This window comes from Flavobacterium sp. PMTSA4, from assembly GCF_032098525.1.
GTDB lineage: Bacteria > Bacteroidota > Bacteroidia > Flavobacteriales > Flavobacteriaceae > Flavobacterium > Flavobacterium capsici.
This window is the reverse complement of the sequence record NZ_CP134890.1, coordinates 393,984-407,147: the sequence shown is the minus strand read 5'-3', so window position 1 is coordinate 407,147 and position 13,164 is coordinate 393,984. Positions and strand designations below refer to the sequence as shown.

The 13,164-nt window shown below is 35.7% G+C and carries 9 protein-coding genes; 3 read left to right on the top strand and 6 right to left on the bottom strand.

Features of this window, described 5'->3' with window-relative positions:
• The first annotated feature begins 212 nt into the window (after positions 1-212).
• A complete protein-coding gene (locus RN605_RS01830; protein ID WP_313321706.1) occupies positions 213-1,043 on the top strand; it encodes a tyrosine-type recombinase/integrase in 831 nt (276 codons plus the stop codon).
• 679 nt (positions 1,044-1,722) lie between these two features.
• On the opposite strand, the gene RN605_RS01825 is transcribed toward RN605_RS01830, so the two are convergent.
• Entirely contained in the window at positions 1,723-2,901 is a 1,179-nt protein-coding gene (locus RN605_RS01825) for a M28 family peptidase (protein WP_313321705.1), read from the bottom strand.
• Between the two features lie 275 nt (positions 2,902-3,176).
• Between RN605_RS01825 and RN605_RS01820 the strand changes: the two genes are divergently transcribed.
• Positions 3,177-3,800 carry a hypothetical protein gene (locus RN605_RS01820; protein ID WP_313321704.1) on the top strand — a complete coding sequence of 208 codons (624 nt, stop codon included), beginning with the start codon at positions 3,177-3,179 and terminating at the stop codon, positions 3,798-3,800.
• 94 nt (positions 3,801-3,894) lie between these two features.
• On the opposite strand, the gene RN605_RS01815 is transcribed toward RN605_RS01820, so the two are convergent.
• The 3 genes from RN605_RS01815 to RN605_RS01805 all read right to left on the bottom strand — a co-directional run bounded on the left by RN605_RS01815 (position 3,895) and on the right by RN605_RS01805 (position 8,728).
• Positions 3,895-5,331: an MFS transporter gene (locus tag RN605_RS01815; RefSeq protein WP_313321703.1), complete on the bottom strand. Its 1,437-nt coding sequence runs from the start codon at positions 5,329-5,331 to the stop codon at positions 3,895-3,897.
• A gap of 21 nt (positions 5,332-5,352) precedes the next feature.
• On the bottom strand, positions 5,353-7,452 hold the full coding sequence (locus RN605_RS01810) for a glycoside hydrolase family 97 protein (protein WP_313321702.1): 2,100 nt from the start codon (positions 7,450-7,452) through the stop codon (positions 5,353-5,355).
• 73 nt (positions 7,453-7,525) lie between these two features.
• Complete coding sequence (locus RN605_RS01805) at positions 7,526-8,728, bottom strand: NAD(P)-dependent oxidoreductase (RefSeq protein WP_313321701.1); 1,203 nt, start codon at positions 8,726-8,728, stop codon at positions 7,526-7,528.
• A gap of 160 nt (positions 8,729-8,888) precedes the next feature.
• On the opposite strand from RN605_RS01805, the gene RN605_RS01800 reads away from it, so the two are divergent.
• Positions 8,889-10,094, top strand: a complete 1,206-nt coding sequence (locus RN605_RS01800; protein ID WP_313321700.1) for a serine hydrolase domain-containing protein — start codon at positions 8,889-8,891, stop codon at positions 10,092-10,094.
• Positions 10,095-10,098: 4 nt separating this feature from the next.
• On the opposite strand, the gene RN605_RS01795 is transcribed toward RN605_RS01800, so the two are convergent.
• A complete protein-coding gene (locus RN605_RS01795; protein WP_313321699.1) occupies positions 10,099-12,420 on the bottom strand; it encodes a copper-transporting P-type ATPase in 2,322 nt (773 codons plus the stop codon).
• A 256-nt stretch (positions 12,421-12,676) separates the two neighbouring features.
• Positions 12,677-12,967: a hypothetical protein gene (locus tag RN605_RS01790; RefSeq protein WP_313321698.1), complete on the bottom strand. Its 291-nt coding sequence runs from the start codon at positions 12,965-12,967 to the stop codon at positions 12,677-12,679.
• Positions 12,968-13,164: the final 197 nt, after the last annotated feature.

The window sequence follows — 13,164 nt, the reverse complement described above, 5'->3', positions numbered from 1 at the left end:
CCATCGCGTTGAGACGCAATACGGAAAAGGAGCGAGAGTTTGCCTTTGGCAAGCGTAGCTACTTTTCAAAAACGGATTGCGTCTCAACACCCAAATATACGCAATTATCCAAAAAACAAAACAAAATTTCGTACAACCTACCAATTTTTCACAAAAAGCGAATAAATTTGTTCTATTGCGCATAACTTCTAATAATTTAATACACTGACAGTATGGAAAAAAAAATTCAACTTGTAATTCAGTTACTTGAAATAAAAAGATACAGCGCCTCGTCCATCAAGTCCTATATAAATGCATTGCGTCAATTTTTAAAAAGTTTTGAAGGTCAGGATATCGATAAGCTAAAAATTTCTCAAATCGAAAACTACATCAACCAGCAAGTAACTATCAACAACATTTCTATTTCCTACCAAAAACAACTTGTAGCTGCTATTAAATTTTATTACAACGGTGTCCTCCAAAAAAATTACAAACTCGATTATCTTTATCCCGACAGAGCCGAGCACAAATTACCCATTCTTTTAACACAACAAGAAGTAAAACAACTAGTAGAAAACACCCAAAACCTCAAACACAAAGCAATACTTGCTACAATCTATAGCGCAGGGCTAAGAGTATCTGAACTAACTAACCTAAAAATACAAGACATTAACTCCACCAAAATGGTGATAACCATTCGCAATAGCAAAAACAAAAAAGATAGAACAGTAATGCTCTCTCAAAAACTACTCGATTTACTTCGAAATTATTTCCTCCAATACAAACCCACCAATTACCTATTTGAAGGCGCTAATAATTCTCAATACGCTGTGCGCAGTGTACAACAAATTTTAAAAAATCAACTCAAAGCGGCAAAAATTATAAAAAAAGCAACCGTCCATACACTCCGTCATAGCTTTGCTACACATCTTCTAGAAAACGGAACCGACATACGCTTTGTCCAAGAACTCCTCGGACACAATAACATTAAAACCACAATGATATATACACAGCTAACCGATATCACCAAGCGAAAAATTGTAAGCCCTTTTGATAGTTTTTAATCAAAAAAAACACTTTCAAACCCAAAAAATAGACTTAAACACAAAGAATATAACATCAATCTGAATAAACCTTTACAATAAAAAAGGGGGAAATCATCCTAATTTTATCGAAGTATGAAAATAGTTTTCAATTTGTTTATTGATTTTTGACATTTGGGAGGTTTTTTTAGGTTCCTAATATCGCAGGAATTGGTGTAGTTCGTCGAGGAAGTGCCTCTTTTAGACTATTCTGCTGATGGGCAGCGTTTGCTTTGCGCATGACCGGAGATGCCATTGTGATGCCCGGAGTTTGCTTTGCGTAGGTCCGGAGATGCCATTGTGATGCCCGGAGTTTGCTTTGCGCAGGTCCGGAGATGCCATTGTGATGCCCGGAGATGCCATTGTGAAGCTCGGAGATTGCTTTGCGCAGGTCCGGAGATGCCATTGTGATGCTCTGAGTTGCCATTGTGAAGCTCTGAGTTGCCATTGTGAAGCTCTGAGATTGGATTGTGAAGCTCTGAGATTGGATTGTGATGCCCGGAGATTGGATTGTGATGTCCGGAGTTTGGATTGTGATGTCCGGAGATTGGATTGTGATGCCCGGAGTTTGGATTGTGATGCTCTGAGACTGGATTGTGATGCTCTGAGACTGGATTGTGATGCTCTGAGACTGGATTGCTATAAAGGTTATTGAACTTGCTTAACGTAACACTACCTTTTGTGTATAACGAGTTGTTCCAGTTTCGAGTACCGCAAGGTACATTCCTCTTGCAACATTGTTTATTGCTATAGTTTCTATTGCACTTGGTGAAGTGAAATCTTGTTCTAAGACCGTCTTACCGTTAACGTCGATTAATGAAAAGTGTACTTTAGTTGCCTGAAGATTACCTATGCTGAACTGCAAGAAATCTTGCGTTGGATTTGGGAAAAAACGAATGTTTTGTTGTTGTGAATAATCAGTAGTAGCCAATGCACTGGTACTTGCTACTGCAAAATGCATCATGGCACCCGTAGCGGCTTTGGCAATATTGTATACATAAGTTGAATCCATGTTTATCAACAAGTCGTTGGCGGTATGGCGATAAGGTGTTTCATTCTTTTCGAAAAAACCTGTGATGATTTCGTTGTTGTCTTCAAAAGGCATGTAATCTGAAGCGTAAGCATAAGACAGATACGTGTTTAATGGCGAATATAAACCAACGCAGGTAATCAACTCATTAGTTATTACGTTAGAAGCGGCATTGTTAGTTGTTGGACTGCTTGTATCTCGCTCGCAAGTGATGGTATTGTTTACCATATTGGCTCTACCTCCTACCTCATCGATGTTAAATACCAACTTGATATCCATTTTTGGAGTCGTACTATTAACCACATTTGAAACAAAGTTTTGGCTTCCAATTAGTCCGTCTTCTTCGCCACTGAAATTGATGAATTTGATAGAATATTCGGTTGGGATGTTTTGCAATAGTCGTGCTACTTCCAGTAGAATAGTGGTTCCGCTACCGTTATCATTAGTACCAGTTCCTGTTATAGTATCATAGTGTCCACAAAGTATCACAAACGTATTGGGATGTACGGTTCCAATTTTGGTTAATACTAAATTTTTGCAAGTATAAGCACCATTAGTAAAGCTATACTCTTGCATTTGCGAAGCGGTATAACCATAGCTGATGTATTTGTTCTTAATCCAATCAAGTGTGTTTTGAAGTGCAACGGTTCCTCTACGCTTTACACCAAGGTTTTCAAATTCGGTTAAATAATTCAAGACATTGCTTGACGACACTTGATTTGAGACTGTAGCGTAATATGGAATGTATTGTTGACTAAAAGAAGCGAAACTCGATAGAATTAATAATGTGAAAAGTATTCTTGTTTTCATTAGAAAAAAGTCAATATTTGGGGTTTGTGGTTACTTAATCTGTGAGCAAATATACTAATTATTTGAATAATTGATAATTTAATTTAAAACTATAACTTCCTGTAATCTTATTATTATGTATTGAAATTCAACTCATTACAAAGCCTTAATCAAACCTTAAGAATTGAATATTGGAGTTTGGCACAGCAATTGGAATATACCAATCAACAACGAGATTTAGTTGTTCGACGAAGCCGAAAATCGAAAGAGTAAGCAAAACTCAAATTGTATTGATTATGAAAAAAATTACCCTTTTAGTAGCTAGCATTTTACTGGTAGGAAATGTAGCGAAAGCAACAGAAGTAAAGACAATTTCTGGTGAGGAAAGTAGAGTGAGAATTAGCTTTGATGAGCCAATTTCATTTATAGAACGAGGCATTGAGTTTTTTGTATTCCCAAACGGAGACTTTGATTTCAATACTCGTCCACAAGATAGTCAAGGTGACTATTTTTATAGAAAAGCAAACGGTAGAGTTACTGCTGTTCAAGCGAGAGGAAATGTAAACTATGGCGTTCTTATACAACATGATAGTTTTGGTAGAGTTAGAAGAGTTGGAAACACGTTTATCAACTATGACAACCGAGACAGAGTAAGCAGAATTGGTACTGTGTACATGAGATACAACCGATTTGCACTGTCACAAATTGGAGGAATGACGTTAGTGTACAACTACAGAGGTGATATTATTAACACTATTGGTAGCATCAAAGGAAGAGGTAACCAAGGTTTTGTATACAACACTTATAACAGTAACAATCATTATAATGATTATGCTTCAAACAATACTTCAAGCAACAACTACTACTACAGAAGTCAAGGCGATGAAGATAAACAAGAAGAAGTAAAAGGAAGAAAATAATTGAGATTAGTTTAATTGGTTGGTTTTGATGAAAAAAACCCCGCAAAGTTGGGAAACGATGCGGGGTTTTTGTTTTATATAAAGTAATTTAATCTTAATGTCCTCCTGAAACTTTTTTGTCGAAATCTATTCCTTGTGCGCTAAGGATTCCTTTTACTTTCCAAGCATAGAATGCCATATATGCAAAACAAGCAACACCAACAATGTAACTAGAATGAATAGTTGCAATGTCTGCTACATAACCTTGTAGCCAACTTACAATTCCTCCACCCATAATCATCATAATTAAGAAACTACTTCCTTGGCTGGTGTGTTTTCCTAAACCACTAATGGCAAGTGTAAAGATACAAGGCCACAGTGTAGAACAGAATAATCCAACGCTGGTAAAGGCATAAACACTCACCATACCTTCGGTAGCCATACCAATTAGCAATGCAATAATTCCTAAGAACGAAAAGATTAGTAACATTCGGGCTGGATTTCCTTTACTTGCCATATCGGCAAAAATTAATACTAAGATGATTAATGCGTAAATATAGAAATGAGATAAATCGTGTTCCATGAATTTATTAACACCCAAGAATACGGCAAATGCTAGATAGGGCGCAATAAAACGAAGTATCTTTTGTTTATTCATATTATCAGTAAATGCTTCTACAGCACCCGTCCAACGGCCAATCATTAAACTTGCCCAATACAATGAAATGAATGGCGCAATATCTTTAGTCAAAAACCCTAAATCGGTTTCCATATAAGCTGGAAGATTACTTGCTGTTGACACTTCTACTCCAACGTATACAAAAATTCCAATCATTCCTAAAACTAATTGTGGGTATTTTAAAGCCGAACTTCTTACTGAAGTTGCTTCTGCTTCTTCCTCGGCAATCAATTGTGGTTTATCTGGTATGGATGAAAACTTTAATAAAACAGCCACTAGAAGAAAAGCTGCACCAAGAATTAAATAAGGTACTTTCACGCTCTCAATACTCATATCCGTATTGCCAGATGAAGCCGCACCGAATATTGCAAAACTTACAATTAATGGACCAATAGTCGTACCCAAATTGTTAATTCCGCCTGCCATAGTTAACCGTTGAGAACCTGTAGTAATTGGTCCAAGTGCAATAGCTAACGGATTGGCAACGGTTTGTTGTAATGAAAAACCAAGTGCAACAATAAATAATCCGGATAACATTAAAGGAAATGAACCTGTATTTGCCGCTGGATAAAATAATAATGTTCCTAATGCAGAAATGACTAAACCTAATGCAAGAGAGTTTTTATACCCTATTCGATTGATTAAATCGCCTTTGGTTAAATAGGAAATAATCATGTAGATAATTGATCCGACGGTATATGCTACATAAAAAGCTACCGAAACAAGCTGGCTTTGTCCTTGGGTTAAATCGAATGCTTTTTTGAAAACAGGAATTAAAATGTCGTTACTGGCCGCAACAAATCCCCAGAAGAAAAATACAGTCACAAGAGGAATGAATTGTGCCCAATTGGTTTTAAGGTTTTGAGTACTCATAAATTTAAATGTGGTTTTTGGTTAGTTTATTGGTTCAAAAGAAATGGCTGTTCCACCTCCTTTTGCCAAATGTAATTTAATTTTAGACTTGTTTGTAACTTGTATAGTTTTTATAACATACGATTTTGGGTTATTTTGCCAGTCAGCATCTGCTCCATCTTGATAAATGATGGCTTTGTACTTTTTATTAGGAGAAAGAAAATCTAATTTGATTTCTGTATTTCTTTCATTCTCATCAGTAATCGCACCTAAGAACCATTTCTCTGAATTCTTGTCTTTACGAGCTACTGTTAAGTAATCGCCTGGTTCAGCTTCTAAATATTTACTTTCTTGCCAATCTACAGGTACGTCTTTTATAAACTGAAAAGCATCTAAATGTTTTTCGTAATTCTCAGGTAAATCGGCAGCCATTTGCAATGGTGAATACATGGTTACATATAATGCAAGTTGTTTAGCTAATGTTGTATGTACTTGTTCTTTTTTGGTTTTATCGTATGCACTCATTTTTATCTCAAAAATTCCAGGAGTATAATCCATTGGTCCGCCTAATAATCTGGTAAAAGGTAAAATCGTTTCGTGCATAGGTGGATTTCCAATACTCCAAGCACTAAATTCAGTTCCGCGTGCAGCTTCAGCAGCAATATAATTAGGATAGGTTCTGTGATAACCTGTTGGTCTTGAACTTTCGTGAGAGTTCACCATTAGTTTGTTATCCGCCATTCTTTTGACAACATAATTAAAATGATTAACCATCGTTTGACCATCATGATATTCACCTCTAGGAATTATTTTACCAACATATCCTGTTTTCACAGCTGAATAACCATACTGTTTCATCAAATTCATAGCTCTATCAAAATGTCTTTCGTAGTTTGCCACAGAAGCGGAAGTTTCATGATGCATAATCATTTTTATTCCTTTTGATTTAGCATAATCGTTTACTGCTTTCAAATCAAAATCTGGATAAGGTGTTGTGAAATCAAACACATCTTCTTTCCAGTTTCCAAACCAATCTTCCCAACCTACATTCCAACCTTCCACTAGAACTCCATCAAAACCATGTTTTGCAGCAAAATCAATATATCGTTTGGTGTTCTCGGTTGTTGCACCATGCTTTCCGCTGGCTACTAATTCATTGTTATTTTGTGTTTGGGCATTTTGACTTCCTGCATAATCCCAAGTGGATTTACCCACGTGCATTTCCCACCAAACACCAACATATTTCATTGGTTTTATCCAAGAAGTATCATCCAGTTTTGAAGGTTCATTTAAATTCAATATCATTTTTGAACTAACAATATCTCTTGCATCATTGCTAACCATAATCGTACGCCATGGTGTTACGGCTGGAGCTTGTAGATAAGCTTTATCACCCAAAGGATTAGGTGCTAAAATTGATGTGAATTTGTATTTTGATACATCAACATCTAAATGCATTACAGGATAATTAACAACAGCTGCTTCAAAAATATTTATGTACAACCCTTCAGAAGTCTTCATTTGAACAGGCGATTGTATTCTAAAACGTTCTTTGATATTTTGAAAAGCGATACCATTATTCCTATTGACTTTGTCAGTATCAATTTCGGAAAGTAAAGTTTCTTCATATATGTATTCGTTACTACTAAAATCACCAGGAATCCAGAACGTTTTATGATTTCCGGTCAAATTAAATTCTGTTTTTTCATCAGTTATGATAAAGTAATTAAGGTTAGGTTGTTTAGGAAACTCATATCGAAACGCAATGCCTTCATCATAAACTTTAAATATGATATTGAGCTTTTTCTTTGATGTGCTTTGAATCAATTCCACCTTAAGTTCGTTGTAATGATTTTTTATGCTACTTTGCTCACCCAAAACAGGTTGCCAAGTTTCGTCAAAAGTATTACTTACAGTATTTTCTAAAGTAAAACTGCTGGTAAAATCAGTTCCATCTTTTAACACTAAACCCAAATTACTACGAGTAACTACAGGCTTGTCTTTATAGAAAACCATGTATGTTGGTTTACCATTGGCTTCTAAAGAAAAGGTAAGCAAAATGTTTTTGGATGGTGATAGTACGTTTTGAGCATTGCTTATAAATCCAAATAGCAAAACACCTAAAATCAAAAGTTTTTTCATGAAAATATTTTTTCTAAAGATAAAAACTTTTCTAAATAAAAAAATCCTGAAGTTACTCAGGATTTCATTATTTCTATTTTCCATCTACATAATCTTGCAGATAGGCAAAACGAGGTGTTAGTTTTCCTGCTTCTGTAATTTTTGCTCGGGCTAATATACCATCCGCATCATTATTGAAGAAAGCCGGAATTACGTGTTCCATAAACATATGTCCAAAACCTTCGCTGGCATCTTTTGGCAATTCGCATGGCAAATTGTCAACCGACATTACCATTATTGAACCTGGATGCGTATGAGGAACTTCTTTGTTTTCGTTTGGTAGATATCCAAAGAATGGCTCTGCTATAGTAGAAGCTTTAAGCGTACAAGCAATTGGCCCATCAACATCACAAGAGATATCGGCAACTACTTTTATTTTATTATCTACTGCATTTAGCATTTCTCTGGTTAAGATGTCTGGAGCATTGTTACCATGAAAATGACCTGCAATATAAATATCTGCTACTTTTGTAAAACGCTCAAAGTTGGAAACATACTCTTGCGGATTATCATAAAAATCGTGATTATCTCTTACTTCACCATCTTTTCTTTTATTGTAATCAAGAACGTCAATTTGTGTGTAAACGGGTTGCGAGTAGTTTTTGGATAAGAAATCCTCTGGTGCTACGTGTTTTATTTTTACACCATCAAGAATTTCTTTAATTCCCATACCAACTTTTCCGTGACCTGTAACTACAATTTTAATGTTAGGTAACGTGTGGCGTTTTATTCTTGCTATTAAATCTTCTTTACTTCTAAGTGTTTCGGCTTTTGGTAAATTAAATAAATCATATTTTATTCCGAAACCTCTGAAACCATTATAAGTACCTACTAAACCCGCATAACGACCAAAGCCTATTAATCTTCGGTTGTTAGCATCAACAATAGTTTCGTGGTCATAAAGTTCAATATTCTTGTCAAGTATGGCTTGCAGTAGTTTTCTATTGTGTGCTTGTTTTTTTATGGTATGCGAAAAGAAAAAATACTTCTTATTTGGTATTAAATAATCTACCGGAATTTCTTTGACTCCAAAAAACACATCACAATCCGAGATATCTTCTTTTACTTCAATTCCCAAATTTGTGTATTCTTCGTCTGTAAAAACTCTGATGTCCGAACTCTCCACTTCTACCTCAGCATTAGGATAAGTTTTCTTTAATTCTACTAATTCTTCAGGAGAAAAAACAACTCTTCTATCGGGTGGATTTTTACGTTCTTTTATAATTCCAAATTTCATTTCATATTTTTTAGCTTGCCAAAAGTAGTAGTAACGAAATCGTTTTCAAAACTTTTTTTTCGTAAATTTAAATTGTGGAAAACCTGTTGATAGCTTTCTGAGAAACCAATTATTCAAAAAACAGGAATACTTATATTTGTTTTTATTCAAGTCTCACAAAATGAAATCTACTCAACTATACAAATCCATATTACTATTATTTACTATAACGCTGCTATGCTCGTGTTCTAAACAAGAGAAAACAGAAGACGAAGGCGTGCTAAAAGTAAATGAAGATGGATTACCAATAATGCAACCGCTTCAAGAACCTTTAGCTAAATTAACAGATAAGTTTATAGCGGATAAAAAGTTTGGAGTTTCAATGTTTTTTGAGAAAACATGGTCTGAGAAGAATGATAATGTGAGTTTTCTGGTGGCAAAGAATGGTCAAATCATTTATGAAAACTACATGGGTTATGCTAACAAACGTACCGATGAACGCATCACAGATGAAACTCCATTACACATTGCATCGGTTAGTAAAGTATTGACGGCTACGGCAACACTTATGCTTGTTGATGCCAAAAAAATAAAGCTAAACCAAAAGGTAAATACACTTATTGATAACTTTCCTTATCCTGAGGTAACGGTTCAAACGCTGCTTAATCACAGAAGCGGTATGAAGAACTACGCTTACTTTACTTATGAAAACAACAATTGGGACAAGAAAAAGTTGCTGACCAATGAAGACATCGTAAAGGTAATGGTTGAAAAGAATATTCCGCTAGAAACCAAAACGGATACCCATTTTAGCTATTGCAACACCAATTATGCCATGCTGGCTTTGATTATTGAAAAAGTTACCGGTTTGACCTATCCTGAAGCAATGCGCGAAATGATATTTGCACCACTGGGTATGAAAAATACTTTTGTATGCGAATTTGAGAAAGACCGCGAAAACATAGTGCCATCCTACAAAGGAAACAATATAGAAATTGGCACCGATTATCTGGATGCCGTTTATGGCGATAAGAACATCTACTCTACACCACGCGATTTATTGCTTTTTGATACGGCTCGTTATGCTCCTTTTTTCCTTAATGCCGATTTGATTAAAAAGATGTATCAAGGTTATAGCTACGAGAGCAAAGGCATTCGTAATTATGGTCTAGGAATTAGAATGAGTGAGTTTGAAAAAGGAGAACCATTTTATTACCACAACGGTTGGTGGCATGGAAATACTTCTTCTTTCATTAATCTCAGAAAAGAAAAGGTAACCATAATAGTGTTATCTAACAAATACACCAAGAAAACTTATCAAGCGAAGAAACTGGCAGCTTTATTTGGAGATTATCCCTTCAAGCTGAATGATGATGGTGAGGATTAAAATTTTACAACTCTACAGTTCTTAATCGCAACGCATTAAAGATTACAGACACCGAACTGAAACTCATTGCCAGCGCAGCAATCATTGGAGACAACAACATACCAAAAAATGGATACAATATACCCGCCGCAACGGGAACACCAATAGAATTATAGATAAACGCAAAGAAAAGGTTCTCTTTGATGTTTTTCATTACCGCAAAACTCAGATTCTTAGCTTTTACAATGCCTTTTAAATCGCCTTTTACCAAAGTAATTTTAGCGCTTTCAATAGCCACATCACTTCCAGTTCCCATGGCAATACCAACATCGGCTTGTGCTAAAGCTGGAGCATCGTTAATCCCATCGCCTGCCATAGCAACCTTTTTCTTTTTTCGTTGAAGATCTTTTATATAATTAAGCTTGTCTTGCGGCAAACAATTCGCTTTATAATTAGACAGTCCCATTCGTTGGGCAACAGCTTTAGCCGTATTATCGTTATCACCCGTAAGCATGATTACTTCAATGCCTTGGCTTTGCAATTCTTTTATGGCACCAAAACTCGAGTTTTTAATAGCATCAACAATGGTTACATAACCCATGATTCTGTTATTCACAGCAATATATGAAACGGTTTTCCCTTGTTTTTGTTCGGCAATAATTTCATTAGTAACGAGTGAAAATCCTGTAACAGCTTCTTGTTCCATTAGTTTTTTGTTTCCTACGGATATTTTCTCTCCATCAACATACCCTAAAACCCCTTTTCCTGTAACCGATTCAAAATCTTTCACCTTACTGAGAATTACATTTCTTGATTTAGCATATTTAATTACAGCAGTAGCCAATGGATGTTCGCTGTTTTGATTAACAGATGCTATTTTACTCAACAACTCTACCTCACTGCCTTGCAAGGCTATTATTTTTTCAACAGAAGGTTTTCCTTTGGTTAGAGTTCCTGTTTTATCAACCAATAGCACATCGATAGCATTCATCTTCTCGATAGCTTCCGCGTTTTTAATCAACACACCCGATTGTGCTCCTTTACCAACACCAACCATAATAGACATAGGTGTTGCTAACCCTAAAGCACACGGACAAGCAATAATCAGTACCGCTACAGCATTTACAAAAGCATATACCAATCTGGGTTCAGGTCCAAACTGCGACCAAATTACAAAGGTGATAGCGGATATAATCACTACTATGGGTACAAAATATTTCGAGATTTTATCCACCACATTTTGAATTGGCGCTCTTGAACGACTGGCATCACTCACCATTTTAACGATTTGCGCTAATAATGTTTCATTACCAACTTTCTCTGCCTGCATCAGGAAAGAGGTAGTTCCGTTAATGGTTCCAGCACTAACCGCACTTCCTTTCTTTTTATCCACCGGAATTGGTTCGCCTGATATCATGGACTCATCAATCGTAGCGGTTCCTTCCATTATTTTTCCATCCACAGGTATCTTTTCACCAGGTTTTACTCGGATAGTATCGCCTTTCTTTATAGCATCAATCGAGATTACTTTTTCCTTTCCATCTACTATTACAGTTGCTACTGTTGGTGCTAATTTCAACAATTCTTTGATGGCGCTGCTGGTATTGCTATGGGCTTTGGCTTCCAGAACCTGACCAATTAAAACCAAAGTAAGCACCACTACCGTAGCCTCAAAATAGAGATGCACGGTACCATGATGCGATTTAAACTCAGCCGGAAAAACATCAGGAAACAACATGCCAAACACACTAAAAAGAAAAGCAACTCCAGTTCCAATTCCGATTAAGGTAAACATATTTAAGTTCCATGTAATGATAGATTTATAGGCACGTTCAAAAAACATCCAGCAAGCATAAAACACCACAGGAAGCGTCAATGCAAACTGCACCCAATTCCATACCTTTATACTCATCACTTCATACAAAGGATTATTGGGAATCATCTCCGACATGGCGATAATAAATACCGGTATCGAAAACAATAAAGCTATTTTAAGTTTGTTGAGTAAATGATGATAGGTAGTGTTTTCTATAGAATCTGTTGGAGCAACAGGCACCAATTCCATACCACATATAGGGCAATCACCGGGAGCATCTTTAATGATTTCAGGATGCATCGGGCATGTATATTCTTTTACAGTTACGTCAGGGTAATTTACAGCTTGTACTAATTCCATTCCACATACAGGGCAGTTTCCGGGTTGGTCATAAACTTTATTGCCTTCACAATTCATCGGACAATAATATTTACCACCTTTGTATTCAGAATGATGTTTGTGGTGTTGATGTTCTTCTTTGGGTAAAGAACAGCAGTCGTGTTTTTCTTCTTTTGTAGGTAAGTGTGTCATTATATGGCTTTTCAATTAGTAAGCCCGACTGAAAGTCCTACACTGCCAACTTTCAATCGAAAGCTTACCAATCTTATAGTATTATGTTTTTAAAGGAGTCTAAATAGATGAAATGCTTATAAAATGGTAGGCTCAAATGGTGACATAAATATACAAAATATTTTATAAGTTTCTCAAAAATTAAATAATTAGAACACATAAAAACACCTTATACTAACTCAAACGTGGTGTTTTTATGCATTCTAACCAAGATATTTTATAATAAAATAATCAATAATAAGATAATGATAATGGCACCTGCAGAGATATAAAGTCCATTACCAGTAGAGCGCAACTCGGCTTTGATAGCTCTAACTTCTTTTCGCAATTCCTTTTTCTCGGCACGCGTCATTTCTGATTTGTCCATTTCTTTAATTTCCTCCAGGCGATCCAATTTTATTTGAACCTCTGCCGGAATCTCAGTTGTTTTTTCAGTAGTCGCTTTTGCACGTTCATTTCCTGTGGCATTTACCGTAGTAAACGTACTTAATGAGAACAATAGTATCATTAAGTATGTAAATTTAGTTTTCATGATATTGTAGTTTTAATGTGTTACTTTTTCTTGAGTATAAAATTCCAACATTATAACCATAAATGCATTACAGCTTTTTTAGCAATGCTTATAAAATTCACATGAATAGTTAAAATTGGGTAGTAATCACAGGCTCAAAGAAATGTTTCTAAAAAAATAAATGCTATTATTTG